This window comes from Cupriavidus sp. GW821-FHT07C08, from assembly GCF_059419025.1.
The window spans coordinates 248,553-271,728 of the sequence record NZ_JBWKQZ010000004.1 but is presented as its reverse complement, the minus strand read 5'-3'; the positions used below and the strand labels follow the sequence as shown (position 1 = coordinate 271,728).

Here is a 23,176-nt window from a genome sequence, read left to right as displayed (position 1 = left end):
GGCTCACGCCGGCACGCACGTCGCCACAAGGCCATAAGGTTTGCCCCCGGCGGCAGCATGCCGGGCTATGTCTGCAAGATTTGTCATGACCGCCATTATTGACGAAAAGGCGCAGCGGCCAGGCCAAATTTGCTGGCCGACAGCGTCGCGCGGCGCGCGCGCGGCCGAACACTCCCGGCTAACGCTGGCAGGGCATTTGACCTATGCTCAAACTCATCGGGCAGGCACATATAACGTCCGAAGGTGGTTGCCATGACTACGGTCTTGTCATCGAGAGAAAGGGAGGCGGGGACTTGCCCCGGGTGGCACGCACGTGCCGCGCACCCCGGCATGGTCCTGCATCACCTGCAGTACAGCGTCATCCTGGCCATGCTGATGTGTGCACTGGCCCATGCAGAGGACGCCGTTCCGGAAAACCATGGCGTCTCCGGCTGGGACCAGCCGCTGCAGACGCAACCCGGGCAGCCCGCCATGGCCGACGTGCCTGATCTGCTGGTTGCCGACACCGCTTCTCCTGCCTGGTCCGCCACGCCCGCCGAGCCCGTCAACGTCGAGTATGCCGCGCTGCCGCCGTCGTCCCCATCCGCGTTAACGCTTGCCACCGGCGCCGGGCCCGATGACGATGCTCCCGGCCTTGCCGCGGTGGACCGTGAAACCGCCGCCATGGAGCGCCCGCGCCGGGTGTCACTGCACCTGGACGACATCACCAGCGCCGGCGGTTTTACCGACAGTCGCGTGCGCACCATGGCGCTGGCGGTCGATGCCGTGGTGCCGCGCGCAGGCGGGCTGACCATCCAGCCGCGCTTGCAGCTGGCCTACCAGCCTGGCACGTCTCCCGTCTCCGGCATGCCGATGGAAGCCATGCCCGGCGATGCCAGCGCCGCCGGTATCGGCGTGCGCCTGTACGGCGCGCAGCCGACGCGGCTGGCCGGCATCTATCCCTTCGTCGAGGCAGACTGGTGGCAGGACAGCCGCAAGCAAGTCATCAACATCAATGGCACCAAGATCGATGCCGACCTGCTGCGCGGGCTGTTCTCCTTCAACATCGGCGCGCATGGCAATACGTCGACCGGCATGAAGCTGTGGTTCAAGGTGAGGGCAGGGCGCAACCCGGGCGGAACGGTCGGGGCGCGCTATCGGTGGTAGGGGTGGTAACAGGGAGGGCGGCGCCAAATGCGAGCGCCGCAATGAAAAAAGGGCTTCCGGAAACGGAAGCCCTTTTTCTTACTGCATAGGTGGCGCGGCTGGCAGGATTCGAACCCACGACCCCTTGGTTCGTAGCCAAGTACTCTATCCAACTGAGCTACAGCCGCACACGAGAGGCGCCATTGTAGCGCAATTTCTGGTTTGCGCAAGCCCCCCGCCAAAAAACTTCAACCGGCCCCGATGCCCGCGCCAGCGCTACGCCGTGGCTTCCGACCAGATGCCGTCCGCTTCCTGCGCCTTGCCGTCATCGCGCAGCTTGAGCAGGTGCGCCAGCAGCGAGCGCTGCGCGACCGGGTGCATGCGCGGCGGCACATCGTCGTAGACGCGCAGGACCAACTCGCTGACCGGTGCCGGGCCCAGTTCGCGCAGCGCGGCAGCGACCTTGGCCTCGCGCTGCAGCCGGTGCCGGACCAGGATGCGGATGGCGTCCTGCGGCCGCGCGATCAGGAAGCCATGCCCAGGCGCCAGCCAGTCGAGGTCTTCGTCCTGCAGCGCGGCGAGCGAGTCCAGGTAGGCGCGCATGTCGCCATCGGGCGGGCCGATGACGACGGTCGAGCCCTGCATCACGTGGTCGCCGGTGAAGAGGGTCTTTTCTTCTTCCAGCAGGTAGCAGAGGTGGTTCGAGGCGTGGCCCGGCGTGTGGCACACGCGCAGGGTGCAGTCCTCGGTGATGGCAAGGCGCTCGCCGTGGTCGAGTTCGCGCTGTGGTTCGAAGGTGGCGTCCTGCCACTGGCCGGCTGGCGCGGCACGCCCGAGTACCGTGGCGCCGGTGGCGGCCTGCAGCGCGGCGGCCGCGGGCGAGTGGTCCAGGTGGGTATGCGTGGCGAGGATCCAGCGGATCGGACCGGGTGCGGCAGCAAGGATGGCGCGCACGTGCTCGGCATCGTCCGGGCCCGGATCGATCACGGCCCATTCATTGCGCGCGCCGCCGCCTACCAGGTAGGTGTTGGTGCCCGGGCCCGTCATCACGTTGCCGTTGTTGGCGGTCACGCGCCAGACGCGCTCGGACAGCCGTACCGGCACGACCGGTGCCAGCTCATAACGGCCGTGCGTGTTGCCGTCGGGATCGATGCGGCCGATCTCGGCGTAGCACGGCTCGTTGGGCATCACCGGGCGCACGCCGGCCGCGCCGGTGGCCAGCCGCGGCATGATGCAGGCAATGCCGCGCAGCTGCGAGTAATAAGCGAAGCAGGCCGCGGCGCTCTCAAACTGTGCGATCGAGCTCAGCGTGCGGCGCGTGACGTGCATCAGCGCCAGGCCGCTGGCGGGATCGGCGGCCTCGCCGGGGCGGATCCAGCGGTGCTCCACGATCTCGGTGCCGTCGGGCACGGCCACCTGGCCTTCGGGGGCGATGGCGACAAAGAAGCGCGTATCGAAACGCTTGGGCAGGCCTGGCGGCGTCAGCCAGTAGCTGTGATAGGCGAGCCGGTCGGCAGCCAGGCGCAGGCCCAGTTGCTCGCAAGCGTGGGCCAGGCCGGGGCCGCCGCGCTGCACCGCCTCGCGCAGCAGCGCCTGCCGGGCGGCGTCGAGCTGGTGCGGCGACTGCAGGCGCCCGTCGCGGTCGCAGGCAAACAGCAGGCCGGCCTCTTCATAGCATTCGCGCAAGGCGGCCAGGTAGAAGTCCAGGCCGCTGGCCGGCAGGCCCAGGCGTTCGCTGGCAACGATGTCGTCCAGGCCGTGGGCATGCGCGTGCAGGGCCTTGTCCTGCGCGTCGAGCGTGCCGCCGGGAAAAACGTAGGCGCCGCTGCTGCGGTCGTTGGCGCGTTCGACGCGGCGTACCAGCAGCACTTCCATGCCGGCCGGCGCATCGCGCACGACGAGCAGGCTGGCGGCGGCGCGCAGCAGGGGGGCAGGAGTGGCAGTGCGGTTGCCGCTTGTCTCTGTGGTTGTCATTGTGTCGGCATCTTGGTTGTGCTGGCGGCGCGCAACTGGCTGGAACCTGGGGGCGCTGCCGCGAGCCATAGTTTAGCCGCGTTCAAAGATTCGCTATCGCCGGGGGTTGCCCCGGGCTGCCGGGGCGCGCCGGCTTTGGCTTTTCAGGCCGGAGGCAGTAACCTGATAGCTCCGCTTCACTTTTTGGGATGCCGTTGCCGGCGCCCTGCTTCGGAGGAGGTCCGCGTGATCCGAGCTTCTTGCCTGTGCCTGCCGCTGGTGTGCCTGCTGGCCGCCTGCGAAACGCCACCGCAGATGGCACCGCGCCCTGTGCCCCCGGCCACCACCCGCATCACCGTCGATCCACAAGCCGCCTCCAGGGCCGCGTCCAGGGCCTGCGAGCCGGCCGTGGCGGAAGCCCTCAAGCGCCGCTACCCGCAGCCCGGCAGCGTGATGCTGATGGCCGACCGCGAGCAGTACTACCTGCGCCCCAATGCGCAGACTTCGGTCAATGGGGAGGGTGTGTTCGAGCCTGACGACAGTTCGTCGGCGATCAGCTTCCACTATGCCTGCCTGTACAACGCGCGCACGGGCAAGGTCGACGATGTGCAGATGCGGTACTGATCCAGCCGATCGGCCGCATCGCGGGACGCCTGCGCTGAAAATGCCGGGCGGCGAATCCCATAATTGTTGCGCGAAACGGATGTAATCGCGCTTCCCCATTTCCTTGACCTACCGGTCGACCGGCCATTAGCATAGCCACGTATATTCACAAAGTTCGCATATAGAACTGTAGTTCTAATGGCGTAACTTTGGCTGAAACTGGAGACAAGGAAACTATGAGCAAGATCGCCGGGTTCTTCACCGAACTCATGCGCCGGTACCTGCCGGATCCCTTTGTATTTGCCATCGGCCTGACCTTGCTGACGATGGCGCTGGCGGTGACGGTGCAAGGACAGGCAGCCCCGGCCGTGATCGTCAGCTGGGGCAAGGGGTTCTGGAACCTGCTGGCGTTCACCACGCAGATGGCGGTGATCCTGGCGATGGGCTATGTACTGGCCACCGCGCCGTTCACTGACCGCATGCTCGACCGCATCGTCAGTGCGGTGCACTCGCCGCGCACCGCGGTGATCGTCGCCACGCTGGTGGGCGGCATCGGCAGCTACCTGAACTGGGGCTTCGGGCTGGTGATTGGCGGCATCATCGCCAGGAAGCTGGCGCTGAAGGTCCGTGGCGTGCATTACCCGCTGATCATCGCGGCCGCGTACAGCGGCTTCACCCTGTACGGGCTGGGCCTGTCGGCCAGCATCCCGGTGCTGATCTCCACCCCGGGCCACCCGATGGAAAAGCTGATGGGCGTGATCCCGCTGTCTGAAACCATCTTCTCCACGCCGATGCTGTTGACCAGCCTGGCGGTGATCGTCACGCTGCCGCTGCTCAATGCCTGGCTGCATCCGCGCAACCCGGCCGATGTGCTGGAGATCCGCCGCGACCAGGCACCCGCCAAGGCCGAGACCGGCTCGGCCCACAGCATGGGCGGCGAGAACACCCTGGCCGCGCGCCTGAACAACAGCCGCATCCTGAGCCTGGCCATCGGCCTGTGCGGCATGGCCTACGCGCTCATCTACTTCACGCAGGGGGGCTCGCTCGACCTGAACCTGATCAACTTCCTGATCCTGTTCGCGGGCGTGCTGCTGCTGGGCACGCCGGTCAATTACGTGGCCAAGCTAAACGAAGGCATCAAGACCATTTCCGGCATCATCCTGCAGTATCCGTTCTATGCAGGCATCATGGCGATCATGGCCGGCTCGGGGCTGGTGGATACCATCTCGCGCGTGTTCGTGGAGATCGCCACGCCGCAGACGCTGCCGTTCTGGGGGCTGCTCAGCTCGTTCGTGATCAACTTCTTCGCGCCCTCTGGCGGTGGCCACTGGATGATCCAGGGCCCGTTCATGGTCGATGCAGCCAAGGCCATCAACAGCTCGGTCAGCCAGACCTCGATGTCGGTGATGCTCGGCAATGCCTGGAATGACCTGGTGCAGCCGTTCTGGATATTGCCGGCGCTGGCGCTGTCCAAGCTGAACCTGAAGGACGTGATGGGCTACACCGTGATCATGATGTTCTGGGTGGGCCTGATCTACATTGCCGCGCTGCTGCTGTGGGGCGCGCAGATTGCCTGACTTTGACGCGCGGCCAGCGTGCCGCTGACAGGAGGACTGCCATGCCGTACCTGATCGAGACCGTCGACAAGCCCAATCACCAGCACGTGCGCCAGGCCACCCGCGCCAGCCACCTGGATTACCTGGAAGCCAACAAGGCGCTGCTGCTGGCCTGCGGCGCCAAGCTCAATGACGATGGCTCGGACGCCGGCGGCGGCATCTATATCGTCGATGTCGACACCCGCGACGCGGCACAGCAATTCATCGACGCCGATCCGTTCACCGAGGCGGGCCTGTTTGCCGAGGTGCGCATCGTGCGCTGGCGCAAGGCCTATCTCGACGGCGTGCGCCATCTTTGACGAGGCGGTCCACGCTGCCTCCATCCCACCGTACCCCAGACAAGGAGACCCCATGTTGTTCATGGCCGAAATGACCGTCAAGATTCCCGCATCGCTCGATCCGCAGCTGGTCGAGCAGCTCAAGGCCGACGAGAAGGCCATGTCGCAGCGCCTGCAGCGCGAAGGCAAGTGGCGCCACCTGTGGCGCGTGGTGGGCCAGTACGCCAACGTCAGCATCTTCGATGTCGGCGACAACGACGAACTGCACACGCTGCTGACCACGCTGCCGCTGTACCCGTACATGGAGATCAAGGTCACGCCGCTGGCGCAACATGGTTCGGCCATCGCGGCGAACTGAGCGCCTGCCACCCAGCCCCCTGATCCTGAGTCAAACGCCATGCCATACGCTGACCTCGCCAACGTCCGACTGCATTACCGCCTCGATGGCGCCGAGCACCTGCCGGTGCTGGTGCTGTCCAATTCGCTGGGCACCAGCTTCAGCATGTGGGAGCCGCAGGTGGCGGCCTTCAGCCAGCACTTCCGCGTGCTGCGCTATGACACGCGCGGCCATGGCGAGTCGTCGGTGCCGGGGGGGCCGTACAGCATCGCGCAACTTGGCGGCGACGTGATCGCGCTGCTCGATCACCTTGGCATCGGCGAGGCCAGTTTCTGCGGCTTGTCGATGGGTGGCATCACTGGCATGTGGCTGGCCCTGAACCATGGCCCGCGCCTGCAAAAGCTGGTGCTGTGCAATACCGCTGCCTATATCGGCCCGCCGGAAAACTGGACCAGCCGCGCCGCGGCGGTCGAGCGCGAAGGCGTGGCATCGATCGCGGCCGCGGTGGTCGACAGATGGCTCACCCCGCCGTACGCGGCCGCGCATCCGGGGCTGGTGGCATCGTTGCGCGCCATGCTCGGCGCCAGCCCGGCCGCGGGCTATGCGGCCAACTGCCTGGCCGTGCGCGATGCCGACCTGCGCGCGGAAATCGAAAAGATCACCACGCCGACGCTGGTTATCGCCGGCTCGGGCGACCTGCCCACGCCGCCGCGCGATGGCGTGTTCCTGGCGCAGACGATCCCGGGCGCCCACTATGTCGAGCTGGAGGCCGCACATATTTCCAACCTGGAGCAGGCCGAGGCATTCAGCAAGGTGGTGCTGGATTTCCTGACGCGCTGAGGCTTGAGGGGGGAAAGATCCCGGCTGCAGCCATCCGTGCGGCTTTCATCACCCCTTATAGTGCTTTATGATTCACCCCTGACCGATGCCGCCGGCGTTCGGTGCGCTTGCCCTCGCTTCCCGACTTCATGGGAATTGACAGGTCACCGGCGTGCGGACAAGATGCGCACGGAATAGATGCGCCTTCGGGAAGACATGCCGGCAGTCATAGCCGCAACGCCCGAAAAGCCGCAAAAACATTGGGAAAACGGGGTCATGAAGCCTTCCTTTCGTCAACTGGCGAGCGCGGTCACGCTCGCCGTCATGCTGTCCGGTTGTGTGTCAACGCCGGATCACGGGGCCAGCCCGGCAGTCGCCGAGCAACCGCCGTCCGACCAGGCCATGAAGGCCTTGTCCGCCGAGGTCTTCACCTTCGCCTATCCGATGGTGCTGATGGACGTGACGCGCGAGCTGATGGCGCTGCGCACGCCGGTCAATACCTTCAGCCACAAGCGCACCTTCCCGGACGCAAGCTTCACCGACGTGGTCAGCCCCAACGCCGACACACTGTATTCGTCGGCTTGGCTCGACCTGTCCAGGGAGCCGGTCATCCTGTCGGTGCCCGATACGCAAGGGCGCTACTACCTGATGCCGCTGATGGATGCGTGGACCAATGTGTTCGCGTCGCCCGGGAAGCGCACCACCGGCACCCGCCGCGGCAATTTCGTCATCACCGGGCCTGACTGGCGCGGCACGCTGCCCAAGGGCATGCAGGAGATCCGCTCGCCCACGTCGATGGTCTGGCTGATCGGCCGCACCCAGACCAATGGCAAGCAGGACTTCCCGGCGGTGCACCGGCTGCAGGACCAGTACCGGCTGACGCCGCTGTCGGCCTGGGGTGGCGGGCGGCGCGTGGCCGAGAAGGCTGCGCCGCGGCCCACGGCCATTGACACCGAAAGCTCGCCCGTGGAGCAGGTGGCGGCAATGGATGCACAGGCCTTCTTCACGCGCTTTGCCGCCTTGCTGCCGGCCAATCCGCCGGCGCCGGCCGATGCCGCCATGGTCGACAAGCTCCGCCGCATGGGCATCACCCCCGGGGTGCCGTTCAAGACCACGGTGATGGAGCCCTCCACCGCGCGCGCGGTGCAGGAGGGCGCCACCGCGGCGCTGGCGGCCATCGTGCAGGGCGCGCGCAAGGGCAATGCCGATGCCGGCAACGGCTGGGTCATGCATCGCGACCTGGGCACCTATGGCACCAGCTACGGCCGCCGCGCGGTGACCGCGTGGGTGGGCCTGGGGGCCAATCTGCCCGAAGACGCGATCTACGCTTCCACCCGCACGGATGCCAACGGCAGGCCGCTGCAGGGCGGGGCAAGCTATGTGCTGCATTTCGACAAGGACCAGTTGCCGCCGGCACGCGCGTTCTGGTCGTTGACGCTGTACAACGACCGGCAGGCGTTCATTCCCAACCCGATCCAGCGCTACGCCGTGGGCAGCCGCGACCGCCTGCGCTACAACCGCGACGGCTCGCTCGATATCTATATCCAGCATGAGCGCCCGGCCGGCGCCAAGGCGGCGAACTGGCTGCCGGCGCCGCCCGATGGCCTGAACATGATGCTGCGCGCGTACTGGCCGGAGCAGGTGCTGCTGGACGGCAACTGGATGCCGCCGGCAGTGATGCGGGTGAACTGACGAAGCCGCCATCCAGGACAAAGGCCGCATGCCTGTGAGGGCATGCGGCCTTTGTCTTTTCCTGCCGCGCAATTGGCGCTGCGCCGCCTCAGTGCGCGTGCGTGGCGCAGGCCGTGCAGGCGCCGCTGGCGTGGGGCACCGCACCGGTGGCGCCTGCCGGCTTGCTGACTCGCTTCCATGTCGTTGCGCCCCGCGCCGACAGCTGCGCGCGCAGCGCGCGGGCCGCGCTGACCATATTGGCCAGCGCTGCTTCGGTCTCTTCCCAGCCGCGCGTCTTCAGGCCGCAGTCCGGGTTGACCCACAGCCGCTGCGGCGGCACCACCTCGCAGGCGCGGTCCAGCAGCCGCTCCATGGCCTGCACCGACGGCACCCGCGGCGAGTGGATGTCGTAGACGCCCGGCCCGATCTCGTTCGGGTAGTCGAAGTCGCCGAAGCCTTCCAGCAGTTCCATCGCCGAGCGCGAGGTCTCGATGGTGATCACGTCCGCGTCCATGGCCGCGATGGCGGGCAGGATGTCGTTGAACTCGGCATAGCACATATGGGTGTGGATCTGGGTCTGGTCCTGCACGCCGCTGGCCGACAGCCGGAAGGCGGTGACGGCCCAGTCCAGGTAGGCATCCCAGTCGGCGCGGCGCAGCGGCAGGCCTTCGCGCAGCGCGGGTTCGTCGATCTGGATCACGCGGATGCCGGCCTGCTCCAGGTCGCACACTTCATCGCGGATGGCCAGGGCCAGCTGGCGCGCGGTGGTGGCACGCGGCTGGTCGTCACGCACGAAGGACCACTGCAGCATGGTGATGGGGCCGGTGAGCATGCCCTTCATCGGCCGCTCGGTCAGCGATTGCGCATAGCGGGCGGTATCGACCGTCATCGGCTCGGGCCGGTACACATCGCCGTAGATCACCGGCGGCTTGACGCAGCGCGAGCCATAGCTCTGCACCCAGCCGTTCTCGGTAAAGCCGTAGCCGCACAGCTGCTCGCCGAAGTACTCGACCATGTCGTTGCGCTCGGCTTCGCCGTGCACCAGCACGTCCAGCCCCAGTGCTTCCTGCTTGCGCACGGCCACGGCGATCTCGGCGCGGATGCGTTCCAGGTATTCGAGTGCGCCGATCTCGCCGCGCTTGAAGGCGGCGCGGGTCTGGCGGATGGCGGCGGTCTGCGGGAACGAGCCGATCGTGGTGGTCGGCAACAGCGGCAGCTGCAGCGCCTGGCGCTGGCGCTCGATGCGCTCGGCAAAGGGGCTGGCGCGGTTGGCCATGCCGGCGCTCACGGCTGCCAGCCGCTGCTGCACACGCGGGTTGACCACCCGGCGCGAGGCGCGGCGCGAGGCCTGCGCGGCGTCGGATGCCGCCAGTGCTTCGGCGACGACGTCGTCGCCCTCGTTCAACGCGCGGGCCAGCACGGACAGCTCGTCGAGCTTTTCGGTGGCGAAGGCGAGCCACGACTTCAGCTCGGCATCGAGGCGCACTTCATGCGCGAGCGTGACCGGGACATGCAGCAGCGAGCACGTCGGTGCCAGCCACAGGCGCTCGCCCAGCGCGGCCTGCACCGGGCGCAGCGTGTCCAGCACCCGGCGCAAGTCGGTGCGCCAGATATTGCGGCCGTCGATCACGCCCAGCGACAGCACGGCGTGCGCGGGCAGCGCGGCCTGCCACGTTGCCAGCTGTTCCGGCGCCCGCACCAGGTCGATATGGAAGCCATCGACCGGCAGGGCGGCGGCGCGCTGCGCATGGTCGGCGGCGGTGTCGAAATAGGTGGCCAGCAGCAGCTTGGGTCCGGCTTCGCGCAAGGCAGCGTAGGCGGTGTCGAACGCGTCGAGCCAGGCCGGCTCCAGGTCCAGGCACAACGCCGGCTCGTCGATCTGTACCCATTCGATGCCGCGCGCCTTGAGCTGGCCGAGGATGCGGCGATAGCCCTGCAGCAGTTGCGGCAGCAGCGTCAGGCGGTCAAAGCCTGCCACATGGCTCTTGGACAGCCACAGGTAGGTGACCGGCCCGATCAGCACCGGGCGCGCGCGCAGGCCAAGCGCCAGCGCCTCATCGGCTTCCTCGAAGAACCATGCCGGGCCGCCGTCGAAGGTGGTCTCGGCGTCCAGTTCCGGGACCAGGTAGTGGTAGTTGGTGTCGAACCACTTGGTCATTTCCATGGCCGGCTGCTCACGGTTGCCGCGCGCCAGCTCGAAGTACTGCGTCAGCGTGAGCTGGGCCGGATCGAAGCCGAAGCGGCGCGGCAGCGCGCCCAGCAGCGCGGTCAGGCTCAGCATCTGGTCGTAATAGGCAAAGTCGCCGGTGGCGACGGTGTCCAGGCCTTGGTCGGCCTGCAGCTGCCAGTGGCGGCGGCGCAGTTGCGCGGCGACTTCGCGCAGCTCGGCTTCGGTGCGATCGCCGCGCCAGAACGCTTCTTGCGCAAATTTCAGTTCGCGGCGTTCGCCGATGCGGGGAAAGCCAAGGATATGGGTGCGTGCCATGGATGTTGCTCCGGAAGATGTCTGGCGCACAGTGTCGGTTTGCCCGTAAAATGAATCAAGCGACAAGTTTTAAACAACATATGAATCAGTTTCATATCAAGCTGGGCAGGCGAGCCAGCGGAGGCACGGCATGATCGAAGTCCGCCATTTGCGCTCGCTGGTGGCGATTGCCGAGTCCGGCAAGCTGGCCACCGCGGCCGAGCGCGTGCATGTCAGCCAGTCAGCGCTGTCGCACCAGATCAAGGCGATCGAATCGCACTATGGGCTGCCGCTGTTCGACCGCACGCGCCAGGGGCTGCGCTTCACGCCGGCGGGCGAACGCCTGCTGGCGCTGGCGCGCGAGGTGCTGGCCGCTGTCAGCGCCGCCGACCGCGATATCGAACGGCTCAAGGGCGACACCCGTGGCGAGCTGCGCGTGGTGCTGGAATGCCATACCTGCTTCGACTGGCTGATGCCGGTGATGGACGAGTTCCGCCGCCGCTGGCCGGAAGTGGAGGTGGACCTGGTGGCGGGCTTCCACGCCGACCCGATCGCGCTGCTCAGCGACGGCCGCGCCGACATGGTGATCGGCTCGCTGCCGGCAGCCCGGCGCGGGCTGGAGGTGGCGCCGCTGTTCCGCTTCGAGATCCTGGCGGTCATCGCCAATGAACACCGGCTGCGCAACAAGCGCCGCATCGAAGCCGGGGACCTGGCCGGCGAAACGCTGATTACTTATCCGGTGCCGGAGCAGCGCATCGACCTGATCCGCGAGGTGCTGGAGCCTGCCGGTATCCATCTGGAACGGCGCACGGCGGAACTGACGGTGGCGGTGCTGCAGCTGGTAGCCAGCCGCCGCGGCGTGGCGGCGCTGCCCAACTGGGGCGTGAAGAACTACGTTGACCACGACTACGTGCTGGCCAAGCGCATCGGCGCCAGAGGGTTGTGGAGCGAACTCTACGCCACGGTGCCGGCGGCGATGGCGCGCCGGCCCTATGTGGCGGACTTTGTCTCGATCGTGCGCGATACGTGCGCGGCGCAGCTCGATGGGATCGAGCTGCTGCCGCAGGCCGCGTAGCCCGCAGAGGGGCCGGTATCAGGCGGTCAGCGCGAACTCGCTGTCGGTGCGGTGCGTGGCGACGCGCGGCGCCGGGTCGGCCACGGCGTCGCTGTCCGGGTCATCCACGTCGGCAAACAGCAGTTCCACGTCGAAACCATTGTCGAGGCGGCGCAGGAACAGCCACAGCAGGCCGGCATCCTCCGCCGTCAGGGTGGCATGCAGCACCTGCGTGGCGGCGTCGAAGCTGAGTTGCGCCGGCGCCAGGCCGGTACGGCGCGCATTGGCCAGCACCCATTCCATGGCGCCGAACAGATCGGCGGTTTCGAGTCGCAGCGAGAGGCGCAGGGTGGGGAGGGTGGCGGCTGGCATGTGTCGTTTCCGGCAGGTCGTTCGATAAGGTAAATTTACCAGCCGTTTCGCAGAATTGGCTTCTCTATTTTCTCCTGAATGGAGCATATTGAAGAATAAGTATCCATGTATGGCAGAATTTGGGGATGTTTATTTTCTTGTGAGTGATTGCGATGGCACAGCCGCCCAAACTCGACGACACCGACCGGCGCATCCTGCGTGAACTGCGGCGTGATGGCCGCCTGTCCAATGCGCGGCTGGCCGAGCAAGTCGGCCTGTCGGCCACGCCCTGCTGGAACCGCGTGCGCGCGCTGGAAGAAAGCGGGGTGATCGAAGGCTACGCCGCGCTGCTGAACCAGAAGGCGCTGGGCTTGCCCGATACCGTGCTGATCGAGGTCACGCTCGAGCGGCACGACGACGACATGCTGTACCGCTTCGGCAAGGCCCTGGCGGAATTGCCTGAGGTGATGGAGGCCCACTTGCTGACGGGCGAATATGACTACTTGATCAAGGTCGCCGTGGCGGGGACCCTGGGCTATGAGGAATTCCTGCGGCACAAGCTCTACAAGCTGCCTGGCCTGCGCCACAGCCGCTCGACCTTTGTGCTGCGCACCCTCAAGCGCGAGCCTTCGGTCGAGCCCTGATCAGGCTGTCCTGAGAACCTCTGCGGTGGTGTTGCGCAGCGCGCGCAGGGCTTCGTGGCATTGCTGCGGCGTGGTCGGGTGTACCAGCAGCGCCCAGCGGCCATGCTGCACGGCCTCACGCACCGGCGTAATCACCAGTTGATGGTCCGGCCGTGCAGTCATCAGCCCCGCCAGCAGCATGCCGAACACCAGGCCAAGGAAGATGGCCGCCCCGGCGGCGAGGCCCGGGCTGTCCATGACGGCCTCGACCTCCTGCCGGTGCAGGATGCCGACAATGGCCAGCCCGATCACCACGCCCAGCGCACCCATCATCAGGTGCGAGCGCACCGCGGTGCGCGCGATGGCGTCGTTCTCGGGCTCCAGCTTGCGGCCGAAGTGCGCTTCGTATGGATGCACCAGCCGTACCTGCCGGTGCCTGAGGTGGGCCTCATGGCAGACCCGTTCGGCGGCGTCGCTGGCTGCCGACCTGGTATCGAACAGTGCTGCGATCTTGGTACTGGCTTGCTCAGCGTTCAAGGGATTACCGGTCATGCCTGCTCCTGCTGGGGCCGAGGGCCGCCGTCAGGTGATGCGCAATGCGCTTCGGATGCCTGGAACGGCTCCGGCGATGTCCTGTAAACCGAGTCTACCGACCCGCCCGAAGCGGCTGCATAAGTGGATCGCCCGTACTGCTGTAGGACTTCGCCGACGGCCGCCCCGTCCCGCCACGGCGGGGAATCCGAGCGCGAAGGCGCAATTCCGCTCATAATGTCGGCGGTGCCGGGCCGCGCCCCCGCCTTTTGACCACGAATTCCGGTATGAATGACACAGAAATTGAGCTGATCGACTCGGCGCGCCTGCCGACGCGATTCGGCGACTTTACGGCGCACGCCTTCAAGGGCGCCGATTCAGGCATCGAACACCTGGCTCTCAGCGTGGGCGATGTGACGGGCGATGACGTCCTGATCCGCATGCATTCCGAATGCCTGACCGGCGACGTCTTCGGTTCCTGCCGGTGCGACTGCGGCCCGCAGCTCGAGCTCGCAATGGAAAAGATCGCGGCCGAAGGCCGCGGCATCCTGCTGTACCTGCGCGGGCATGAAGGCCGCGGCATTGGCCTGGCCGAGAAGATCCGCGCCTACCGCCTGCAGGACGGCGGGCTCGACACGGTCGACGCCAACCTGGCCCTGGGCCAGGAAATCGACGCGCGCAACTACGCCTTTGCCGCCGATCTGCTGCACCAGTGGGGCGTCAAGTCCGTGCGCCTGATGAGCAACAATCCGCTCAAGGCCGCCGCGCTCGAGAAGGCCGGCATCACGGTCTCGGAGCAGTTGCGCCACATCGTGCCGTCCAACGCCGAGAACGAGAAGTACCTGGCCACCAAGCGCACGCGCATGGGGCACCTGCTTGACTGATCGCTGTTGAGTACTGAAGGCAGCCGCCGCGCTGCCTGCACAGGCCCGCTGCCAGGAATCCTGGGGCGGGCCTTTTCTTTTGCCAGGCGGTAGCCCGTCGAACCGTACTTACCCTCGGTTAGTTGCTGATGGAAACTATTGCCCATAGAATCTATTGGCCGCCTGATCACCCGTTCCCATGTCCAACACTGCCAGCACCACCGATTCCATCCTGGAATTCATGTCGTTCCGCTTGAACCGCCTCTGTGAAATGACCAAGAGCTCTGCCTCCGGCTTTTACGAGCGCGAGTTCGGGATCGGCCTGCGGGAGTTGCGTGTGCTGCGTTTTGCCGGGCTGGAGCCGGGCCTGACGCTGACGCGCCTGATCGAACTGGTGCTGCTGGAGAAAACGGTGACTTCCAAGCTGGTCACCGCGCTGGCAAAGCGGGGCCTGCTGCGCCGTGAAGTCGGCGAGGCCGATGCCAGGCAGCTGAACCTCTACCTGACAGCGGCGGGCGAAGCACTGGTCGCGCAGACGTACCAGCGCGGCGACGTGCTGGAGAAGATGTTTCTCTCCGTGCTGACGGAAGCGGAAGTGCAGACGCTGGACCGCTGCATCGACAAGCTGACCGCGGCTTTGATCGAGCATCAGCAGGGCGCGGATGCGCAGGCGGGCTAGCCCTGCGGGCGGCAATCCCTCAATCAAAACAATGCAAGGAGACAGCATGTCGTTGAAGACCCTTCCGGAATCCTCGCGCCCCTGGCGCCGCCTGGCATGCATGGCGCTGTGCGCGGCCAGCCTGCCGGCCTGGAGCCAGAGCGCCGGCAGCACCGCCGGGAGTGCGGCCGCCCCGGCAGCCGCGGCGCCGACGCTGGTCGCCGCGCTGGACAGCGACCCGAACCGCCTGGGCTGGATGCAGGGCTTCCCCCCGCCGCCGGACAAGCTGATCACGCATACGCCGGGCGCCGACAGGTTTCCGCGCAATCGCTGGCTGTTCTCGCATATCCGTGAACTGGTGCCGACCGCGTCCGTCTGGCGCGGCGCCGGCCCGGCCAGCGCGCTGCCGCGGGCGGAACGCGACATCGGCGCTGTGGCATTCACCGATGTCGATGGCACCCGTCGCACCTTCGACGAGATGCTGGCGCTGACCTACACCGACGGCATCCTGGTGATGCACAAGGGCAAGGTCATCTATGAGCGCTATTTCGGCGCGCTTGACGGGCACACGCCCCATATCGCCATGTCGGTCACGAAGTCTTTCGTCGGCACGCTGGCCGCGATGCTCGCGGCCGACGGCAAGCTCGACCCGGCGGCACCGGTGACGCGCTACCTGCCCGAACTGGCTGGCACGGCTTACGGTGACGCCACGGTGCGTCAGGTCATGGACATGACCATCGGCGTGCGCTACTCCGAGGACTATGCCAATCCCAAGGCAGAGGTGTGGGACTACGCGCGTGCGGGCGGCATGCTGGCCCGCCCGGCGGGCTACAGCGGCGCGGGGACGTTCTACGACTTCCTGAAGACCCTGCAGAAGGAAGGCGACCACAATGCGGTATTCGCCTACAAGACGGTCAATGCCGAGGTGCTGGCGTGGATCGTGCGCAGGGCCTCGGGGCAGTCGCTGGCCAAGCTGCTTTCGGAACGGATCTGGCAACCGATGGGAGCTGAGCAGGATGCGTACTTCACTGTGGACAGCATCGGCACGGAGTCGGGCGGCGGAGGGCTGAACACCACGCTGCGCGACCTCGCGCGCTTTGGCGAGACCATCCGCGGCAACGGGCGCTTCAACGGCAAGCAGATCATTCCGGCCTCGGTCGTGGCGGATATCCGCGGCGGCGGCGACCGGGACCAGTTTGCCAGGTCGGCCAGCGCGCCGGTGCTGCCGGGCTGGAGCTATCGCGACATGTGGTGGGTCTCGCACGACAGCCACGGCATGTTCCAGGCCGCCGGCATCCATGGCCAGCGCATCTATATCGACCCCAAGGCCGAGCTGACCATCGTGCGCTACGCGTCGCACCCCGTGGCCGGCAACGCGGCCAACAATCCGATCACGTTCCGCGCTTTCCGGGCGCTGGCCGAAACGCTGATGCGATAGGGTGATGGACCGGGCGGCGTGCGCAGCGTCGCCCCGGTAACACCGTTCGCTACTTTTCCGCAGCCGGCTGACCGGCCGCCGCCGCATTGCGCGGCGCCACTTCCGCCATGATCCGCTCGCCGTGGTCGCGCTGCGCGACCTTCAGGTCATAGTCCAGCTGCAAGTTCAGCCACGACTGCGCATCGCCGCCAAAATAGCGCGCCAGGCGCAGGGCGGTGTCCGGCGTGATGCCACGTTGCTCGCGGACGATGTCGTTGATGCGCGCCGCGGTCACGCGCAGCGCGAGGGCCAGGGCGTTGGCGCTCATGTTGAGCGGTACCAGGAAATCCTCGCGCAGGATTTCGCCCGGGTGGATGGGACGCATGCCGTCCTTGAAGCGAACCATGTCAGTCTTCCTCAGTGATAGTCGATGATCTCAACGGCCGCGGGGCCGTCGTGGGTCCAGATGAAGCAGATGCGCCACTGTTCGTTGATGCGGATGCTGTAGCGGCCTTTGCGGTCGCCCGTCAGCAACTGCAGGCGGTTGCCGGCGGCGAACGCAGGAACTCCAGCGTCGACGCTGCTCTGCAGCAGCCGCAGCTTGCGTTCGGCCACGGCGCGGATATTGCCGAAGCGTGGTACGCAGCGGCCCGCGAACAGTTCAGCGGTGTCGAAACATCTGAATGACTGGATCATATCGTATATCGGTAATCGATAAATAGCAATACAGCGAAAGTCAGGCATTGGCCTGGGACGAACGTCCATGAAAGCCGCTCGCCTCTCGCGCCGCACCGTCACTTGTCTGATTCCGTGCGACGTGATCGATACCAATTCTTTTCCAACCTGATAGACTGTATGGATGTACAGTGGTCGGGCCGCCTCCCGCCCCCTCCTTAACGTCCTGATTCGAAAAGAGAAATCGTGTCGAGCAAGCAGCTAATCCGCATTCGCGGCGCCCGCCAGCACAACCTCAAGAATGTCGATCTCGACCTGCGCCCCGGCGAGATGACCGTGGTGACCGGGCCGTCTGGCTCGGGCAAGTCCAGCCTGGTGTTCGACACGCTCTATGCCGAAGGCCAGCGCCGCTACGTCGAGACCTTCAGCGCCTACGCCCGCCAGTTCCTGGACCGGATGGACCGGCCCCAGGTGGAGCGCGTGGACGGGGTGCCGCCCGCCATCGCCATCGACCAGACCAACCCGGTGCGCAGCTCGCGTTCGACGGTGGGCACGATGACGGAGCTGAACGACCACCTGAAGCTGCTCTACGCGCGCGCGGCGGAGCTGTTCGACAAGCAGACCGCGCTGCCGGTGCGCCATGACTCGCCCGAAACCATCTACGCCGAGCTGCTGGCGCGCACGGCCGAGGGCCAGCCGCATCACGATGCGCGGCTCGTGGTGACCTTTCCGGTCGAGCTGCCCGAGTCCGCCACCGACGAAGAGGTCCAGCAGTGGCTGTCCGTCAGCGGCTATACGCGCGTGCAGGCGCAGCGCGTGGTGCAGTCGCCCACCGGCGCACGCAAGCTGCTCGATGTGGTGGCGGACCGCTTCCGCATCGGCAATGCCGAGAAGGTGCGCGTGGTGGAGGCGATCGAAGCTTCGCTCAAGCGCGGCGGCGGCCGCGTCAACATCTATGTGCTGGCTGACGGCGACGAAGGCCCCATATGGCGCTTCTCCACCGGTCTGCACAGCCCGGACAGCGACCTGCGCTATGCGGACCCGCAGCCGGCGCTGTTCTCGTTCAACTCCGCCTACGGCGCGTGCGAGACCTGCCGCGGCTTCGGCCGCGTGATCGGCGTCGATCTTGGCCTAGTGATCCCCGACGCGCGCAAGACGCTGCGCGGCGGTGCGATCAAGCCGATGCAGACCCCGGCGTGGAAGGAGTGCCAGGATGACCTGATGCGCTACGCGGCCAAGGCCGGCATCCCGCGCGACACCCCCTGGGCCGAGATGACCGAGGCCGAGCGCCACTGGGTCATCCATGGCTCGCCGGACTGGACCGGCCAGTGGAACAAGCACTGGTACGGCGTGATGCGGTTCTTCAACTACCTGGAGTCGAAGGCCTACAAGATGCACATCCGCGTGCTGCTGTCGAAGTACCGCAGCTACACGCCGTGCGAAACCTGCGGCGGCGCACGCCTGAAGACCGAGTCGCTGCTGTGGCGCCTGGGCTCGAAGGACAATGGCGACGCCGTGCTGGCGCCGCCGCGCCGCTTCCTGCCGCGCGGGGTGGACTGGGACCGCACCCAGTTGGAGGCGCTGCCCGGCCTGACCGTGCATGACCTGATGCTGCTGCCGATCGAGCGCATCCGCCGTTTCTTTGACGGACTGACCCTGCCCAGCGCGATGCTGGACGATGCCCTCAAGCTGCTGCTGGCCGAGGTGCGTACGCGCCTGAAATACCTGTGCGACGTGGGTTTGGGCTACCTGACGCTGGACCGCCAGAGCCGCACGCTGTCCGGCGGCGAGGTGCAGCGCATCAACCTGACCACGGCGCTGGGCACCTCGCTGGTCAACACCTTGTTCGTGCTGGACGAGCCCAGCATCGGCCTGCACCCGCGGGACCTGAACCGCATTGTCGAGGCCATGCACCGGCTGCGCGATGCGGGCAACACGCTGGTGGTGGTTGAGCATGATCCATCGGTGATGCTGGCTGCCGACCGCCTGATCGACATGGGCCCGGGCCCCGGCGAGCGTGGTGGCAATATCATCTTCGACGGCACGCCGGCGGATATCCGCAATGCCGGCACGCTGACCGGCGAATACCTGGGCGGGCGCCGCCGCGTGGCCGATGCCTCGCACTGGCAGCGCCGGCCGGTGGATGCCAACCTGCCGCGCATCGTGCTGGAAGGCGCCACCGAGCACAACCTGCAGGACGTCACCGTCGAGATCCCGCTGCAGCGGCTGGTGTGCGTGACCGGCGTGTCGGGTTCGGGCAAGTCCACGCTGCTGCAGGACGTGCTGCATCCGGCCATGGCGCGGCACTTCGGCAAGGCCACCGAGTCGCCGGGCGCCTTCCGCCAGCTGACCGGCGCGGACCTGGTCGACGATGTGGTCTTTGTCGACCAGTCGCCGATCGGCAAGACCGCGCGTTCCAACCCGGCCAGCTACGTGGGCGCGTTCGACGAGATCCGCAAGATCTTCGCCAAGGCCCCGATGGCGCTGCAGCGCAGCTACACCGCGGGCACCTTCAGCTTCAACTCGGGCGACGGGCGTTGCCCGACCTGCGGCGGCTCGGGCTTCGAGCATGTCGAGATGCAGTTCCTGAGCGATGTCTACCTGCGCTGCCCGGACTGCGACGGCACCCGCTATCGCCCCGAAGTGCTGGAAGTGAAGATCGAGCGCGCCGCCCCCGGCCAGCCGCCGCGCTTGCTGAGCATTGCCGACGTGCTGGAGCTGACCGTCAGTGAAGCCGCCGCCTGTTTTGCCGCCGACCCCGCGGTGCTGCGCGTGCTGCAGCCCATCGTCGATGTCGGCCTGGAATACATGAAGCTGGGCCAGCCGGTGCCGACGCTGTCGGGCGGCGAGGCGCAGCGCCTGAAACTGGCCGGCTTCCTCGCCGAAGCGGCGCAGGCAACGCCTTCGCGGACCCGGCCCAGCGCCATCCCGCGCCGGCTGTTCATGTTCGACGAGCCGACCACGGGTTTGCACTTCGACGATATCGCCAAGCTGATGCGCGCCTTCGGCAAGCTGCTGGACGGCGGCCATTCGCTGATCGTGATCGAGCACAACCTGGACGTGATCCGCGCCGCTGACTGGCTGATCGACCTTGGCCCCGAGGGCGGCGACGCAGGCGGGCGCGTGGTCTGCACCGGTACCCCGGAAGACGTGAAGCGCTGCGCCGAATCGCATACTGGCCAGGCGCTGATCCACTATGACGCGGCGCTCGGCGAAGCCGGCACGCTGGCAGCCGAGCGCGCCGAGATCGAAGGCGTGCCGCTGCAGGCCGCGCTGCAGGCACGGCGCGCGCGCCGCGCGGTGGAGGGCGAGGACGTGGTGCGCATCGTCAATGCGCACGAGCACAACCTGAAGGCGCTCAACGTCGATATCCCGCACGGCAAGTTCAACGTGGTCACCGGTGTGTCCGGATCGGGCAAGTCGACGCTGGCCTTCGACATCCTGTTCCACGAAGGCCAGCGCCGCTACCTGGAATCGCTCAATGCCTATGCGCGCTCCATCGTGCAGCCGGCGGGCCGGCCCGAGGTGGATGCGGTTTACGGCATCCCGCCCACGGTGGCGATCGAGCAGCGCCTGTCGCGCGGCGGCCGCAAGAGCACGGTGGCGACCACTTCCGAAGTCTGGCATTTCCTGCGCCTGCTGTACGTCAAGCTGGGCATCCAGCATTGCGTGCATGACGGCGCGCCGGTGACCTCGCAGAGCCCGGAATCCATTGCCGCCCAGCTGCTGCGCGACCATCGCGGCCAGCACGTGGGGCTGCTGGCGCCGCTGGTGGTCAACCGCAAGGGCGTCTATACCGACCTGGCCAAGTGGGCCAAGGCGCGCGGCAATACGCACCTGCGTGTCGATGGCGAATTCCTGCCGGTCGATCCGTGGCCGCGGCTGGACCGCTTCCGCGAGCACACCATCGAGCTGCCGGTAGGCGACCTGGTGGTGTCGCCGGAGAATGAGGGCGAGCTGCGCGCGCTGCTGGCGCAGACGCTGGAGGCCGGCAAGGGCGTGATGCACCTGCTGGCGCCGCTGGACGGCCTGCACGACGCCATGCACAGCGGCGGCACCGCGCACGTGGGCGAGGTCAAGGTGTTCTCGACCAAGCGCGCGTGCCCGGTGTGCGGCACCAGCTACCCTGAGCTGGATCCGCGCATGTTCTCGTACAACAGCAAGCACGGCTGGTGCACCAGCTGCGTGGGCACCGGGCTGGCACTGACGCGCGAGCAGCGCGCGGCGTTCGACGATACCGTGCTGGCGGACGACAACCGCGGCCGCGAGCAGAGCCTGCCGTCGGAAGAGCAGGAACCCGAAGGCGTGGTCGATACGCCGTGCCCGGACTGCCACGGCACGCGCCTGAACCTGGTCGCGCGCGCGGTGACCTTCGACGAGAACGCCATCGTCGACGTGGCGCAGTGGACCGTGTCCGATACCCGCCGCTGGGTCGATGGCCTGCATCTCACGGGGCGCGATGCCGAGATCGCCCGCGATGTCATCAGCGAGATCGGCAGCCGCCTGCAGTTCCTGGAGGAAGTGGGGCTGGGCTACCTGAGCCTGGACCGCGCCGCGCCCAGCCTGTCCGGCGGCGAGGCCCAGCGCATCCGCCTGGCCGCGCAGCTGGGCAGCAACCTGCAGGGCGTCTGCTACGTGCTGGACGAGCCCACCATCGGCCTGCATCCGCGCGACAACCAGATCCTGCTGGACGCGCTGCGCAAGCTGGGCGACAAGGGCAATACGCTGGTGGTGGTCGAGCATGATGAAGACACCATCCGCCGTGCCGACCACATCATCGATATCGGCCCCGGCGCGGGCAAGCGCGGCGGCACGCTGGTGGCACAGGGCGGCGTGGCCGACCTGTCGGCGGCGCCGGACTCCACTACCGGGCAGTTCCTCGCGCACCCGATCATCCATCCGCTGCAGGCAAGGCGCAGGGTGAAGCCCGGCGCCGCCGGCAAGCCCGCCGATCCGCCGGAATGGCTGACCGTGCATGGCGCATCGCTGCATAACCTGCGCAAGGTGACGGCGCGCATTCCGCTGTCGCGGCTGGTGGCCATCACCGGCGTGTCCGGTTCGGGCAAGTCCACGCTGGCGCGCGATGTGCTGATGACCAACCTGCTCGATGCGGTGGGCCGCTCGGTGCTGTCGTCGCCGGCGACCCGGCGCGCGCGCAACGCTGCGAAAGACGAGTCCAAGGCAGCGAAGTCAAGCGCCAGGAAGCCGCTCAATGTCGAGCACAACTGGCATGGCTGCGACGCCGTCACCGGCTGGGAATCGATCGACCGCGTGCTGGAAGTGGACCAGACCCCGATCGGCAAGACGCCGCGCTCATGCCCGGCCACCTATATCGGCGTGTGGGACACCATTCGCAGGCTTTTTGCCGATACGCTGGAAGCGCGCGCACGCGGCTACACGGCGTCGCGCTTCTCGTTCAACACCGGCGACGGGCGGTGCCCGGCGTGCGAAGGGCAGGGCGTGCGCACCATCGGCATGAGCTTCCTGCCGGACGTGAAGGTGGCGTGCGATGTCTGCCACGGCCAGCGCTTCAACCCCGAGACCCTGGCGGTCACCTGGCGCGGCAAGAATATCGGCGACGTGCTGACGATGGAGATCGACGAGGCGGTGGAGTTCTTCTCGGCCATGTCGAACATCGCGCATCCGCTGCAGTTGATGAAGGACGTGGGCCTGGGGTACCTGACGCTGGGCCAGCCGTCGCCTACGCTGTCCGGCGGCGAGGCGCAGCGCATCAAGCTGGTGACCGAGCTGAGCAAGGTGCGCGACGACATCACGCGCCGCGGCCAGAAGGCGCCGCATACGCTGTACGTGCTGGACGAGCCCACCGTGGGCCTGCATATGGCCGACGTGGCGCGCCTGATCCGCGTGCTGCACCGGCTCACGGACGGCGGGCACAGCGTGGTGGTGATCGAGCATGACCTCGACGTGATTGCCGAGGCCGACTGGATCATCGACCTTGGCCCCGAAGGCGGTGCTGGCGGCGGCACCATTGTCGGCGCGGCCGATCCGGAGGCCTTGTCGCGCAACGCGGCCAGCCATACCGGCGCGGCACTGGTGCCGGTGCTGGCGCGTGGCAATGCCGAAGCAGGCAAAATGGGCATCGCGTAAGGGACTGGCGCAGGGATTGGCACAGCGAAG

General features: G+C 67.2%; 19 protein-coding genes and 1 tRNA gene. 13 read left to right on the top strand and 7 right to left on the bottom strand.

Going from position 1 to position 23,176, the window contains the following annotated elements; translation table 11 throughout:
* The first annotated feature begins 252 nt into the window (after positions 1 to 252).
* Complete coding sequence (locus AC07UK_RS08125; protein ID WP_436223163.1) at positions 253 to 1,146, top strand: hydrolase; 894 nt, start codon at positions 253 to 255, stop codon at positions 1,144 to 1,146.
* A gap of 90 nt (positions 1,147 to 1,236) precedes the next feature.
* Here AC07UK_RS08125 and AC07UK_RS08120 read toward each other — a convergent pair.
* Together AC07UK_RS08120 and AC07UK_RS08115 are read right to left on the bottom strand one after the other, a co-directional pair.
* A tRNA-Arg gene (locus AC07UK_RS08120) sits at positions 1,237 to 1,313 on the bottom strand.
* Between the two features lie 88 nt (positions 1,314 to 1,401).
* Positions 1,402 to 3,099 (bottom strand): MBL fold metallo-hydrolase, encoded by a 1,698-nt coding sequence (locus AC07UK_RS08115; RefSeq protein WP_494685609.1) that lies wholly within the window; start codon positions 3,097 to 3,099, stop codon positions 1,402 to 1,404.
* Between the two features lie 225 nt (positions 3,100 to 3,324).
* On the opposite strand from AC07UK_RS08115, the gene AC07UK_RS08110 reads away from it, so the two are divergent.
* The 6 genes from AC07UK_RS08110 (at position 3,325) to AC07UK_RS08085 (ending at position 8,423) form a co-directional block, all read left to right on the top strand.
* On the top strand, positions 3,325 to 3,702 hold the full coding sequence (locus tag AC07UK_RS08110; protein WP_114133071.1) for a short-chain fatty acid transporter: 378 nt from the start codon (positions 3,325 to 3,327) through the stop codon (positions 3,700 to 3,702).
* A gap of 215 nt (positions 3,703 to 3,917) precedes the next feature.
* Positions 3,918 to 5,258, top strand: coding sequence for a short-chain fatty acid transporter (locus tag AC07UK_RS08105; RefSeq protein WP_494685608.1), 1,341 nt, complete (start codon positions 3,918 to 3,920; stop codon positions 5,256 to 5,258).
* 41 nt (positions 5,259 to 5,299) lie between these two features.
* Positions 5,300 to 5,596 carry a YciI family protein gene (locus tag AC07UK_RS08100; protein WP_114133069.1) on the top strand — a complete coding sequence of 99 codons (297 nt, stop codon included), beginning with the start codon at positions 5,300 to 5,302 and terminating at the stop codon, positions 5,594 to 5,596.
* A gap of 52 nt (positions 5,597 to 5,648) precedes the next feature.
* On the top strand, positions 5,649 to 5,933 hold the full coding sequence (gene catC / locus AC07UK_RS08095; RefSeq protein WP_494685607.1) for a muconolactone Delta-isomerase: 285 nt from the start codon (positions 5,649 to 5,651) through the stop codon (positions 5,931 to 5,933).
* A 39-nt stretch (positions 5,934 to 5,972) separates the two neighbouring features.
* Positions 5,973 to 6,752: a 3-oxoadipate enol-lactonase gene (gene pcaD / locus AC07UK_RS08090; protein WP_494685606.1), complete on the top strand. Its 780-nt coding sequence runs from the start codon at positions 5,973 to 5,975 to the stop codon at positions 6,750 to 6,752.
* Between the two features lie 255 nt (positions 6,753 to 7,007).
* Complete coding sequence (locus tag AC07UK_RS08085) at positions 7,008 to 8,423, top strand: DUF1254 domain-containing protein (protein WP_494685605.1); 1,416 nt, start codon at positions 7,008 to 7,010, stop codon at positions 8,421 to 8,423.
* Positions 8,424 to 8,511: 88 nt separating this feature from the next.
* On the opposite strand, the gene metE is transcribed toward AC07UK_RS08085, so the two are convergent.
* A complete protein-coding gene (gene metE, locus AC07UK_RS08080; RefSeq protein WP_494685604.1) occupies positions 8,512 to 10,887 on the bottom strand; it encodes a 5-methyltetrahydropteroyltriglutamate--homocysteine S-methyltransferase in 2,376 nt (791 codons plus the stop codon).
* Positions 10,888 to 11,017: 130 nt separating this feature from the next.
* Between metE and AC07UK_RS08075 the strand changes: the two genes are divergently transcribed.
* The gene (locus AC07UK_RS08075; protein WP_316157116.1) at positions 11,018 to 11,941 is read left to right on the top strand and encodes a LysR family transcriptional regulator; all 924 of its coding nucleotides are present in this window, start codon (positions 11,018 to 11,020) and stop codon (positions 11,939 to 11,941) included.
* Between the two features lie 18 nt (positions 11,942 to 11,959).
* On the opposite strand, the gene AC07UK_RS08070 is transcribed toward AC07UK_RS08075, so the two are convergent.
* A complete protein-coding gene (locus AC07UK_RS08070) occupies positions 11,960 to 12,292 on the bottom strand; it encodes an AsnC family transcriptional regulator (protein WP_494685603.1) in 333 nt (110 codons plus the stop codon).
* A gap of 152 nt (positions 12,293 to 12,444) precedes the next feature.
* Here AC07UK_RS08070 and AC07UK_RS08065 point away from each other — a divergent pair, with 152 nt between their 5' ends.
* Entirely contained in the window at positions 12,445 to 12,915 is a 471-nt protein-coding gene (locus tag AC07UK_RS08065; protein WP_010814564.1) for an Lrp/AsnC family transcriptional regulator, read from the top strand.
* On the opposite strand, the gene AC07UK_RS08060 is transcribed toward AC07UK_RS08065, so the two are convergent.
* Positions 12,916 to 13,446, bottom strand: coding sequence for a riboflavin biosynthesis protein RibA (locus AC07UK_RS08060; RefSeq protein ID WP_494685602.1), 531 nt, complete (start codon positions 13,444 to 13,446; stop codon positions 12,916 to 12,918).
* Positions 13,447 to 13,712: 266 nt separating this feature from the next.
* Here AC07UK_RS08060 and ribA point away from each other — a divergent pair, with 266 nt between their 5' ends.
* The 3 genes from ribA (at position 13,713) to AC07UK_RS08045 (ending at position 16,384) form a co-directional block, all read left to right on the top strand.
* On the top strand, positions 13,713 to 14,309 hold the full coding sequence (ribA, locus tag AC07UK_RS08055) for a GTP cyclohydrolase II (RefSeq protein ID WP_013953224.1): 597 nt from the start codon (positions 13,713 to 13,715) through the stop codon (positions 14,307 to 14,309).
* Positions 14,310 to 14,487: 178 nt separating this feature from the next.
* Entirely contained in the window at positions 14,488 to 14,967 is a 480-nt protein-coding gene (locus tag AC07UK_RS08050) for a MarR family winged helix-turn-helix transcriptional regulator (protein WP_013953223.1), read from the top strand.
* 46 nt (positions 14,968 to 15,013) lie between these two features.
* Entirely contained in the window at positions 15,014 to 16,384 is a 1,371-nt protein-coding gene (locus AC07UK_RS08045; protein WP_494685601.1) for a serine hydrolase domain-containing protein, read from the top strand.
* 49 nt (positions 16,385 to 16,433) lie between these two features.
* On the opposite strand, the gene AC07UK_RS08040 is transcribed toward AC07UK_RS08045, so the two are convergent.
* Both AC07UK_RS08040 and AC07UK_RS08035 read right to left on the bottom strand, forming a co-directional pair.
* A complete protein-coding gene (locus tag AC07UK_RS08040) occupies positions 16,434 to 16,769 on the bottom strand; it encodes a HigA family addiction module antitoxin (RefSeq protein ID WP_035815276.1) in 336 nt (111 codons plus the stop codon).
* An 11-nt stretch (positions 16,770 to 16,780) separates the two neighbouring features.
* Complete coding sequence (locus tag AC07UK_RS08035; RefSeq protein WP_494685600.1) at positions 16,781 to 17,128, bottom strand: type II toxin-antitoxin system RelE/ParE family toxin; 348 nt, start codon at positions 17,126 to 17,128, stop codon at positions 16,781 to 16,783.
* A gap of 156 nt (positions 17,129 to 17,284) precedes the next feature.
* On the opposite strand from AC07UK_RS08035, the gene uvrA reads away from it, so the two are divergent.
* Complete coding sequence (gene uvrA / locus AC07UK_RS08030) at positions 17,285 to 23,146, top strand: excinuclease ABC subunit UvrA (protein WP_494685599.1); 5,862 nt, start codon at positions 17,285 to 17,287, stop codon at positions 23,144 to 23,146.
* The last annotated feature ends 30 nt before the right edge of the window (positions 23,147 to 23,176 follow it).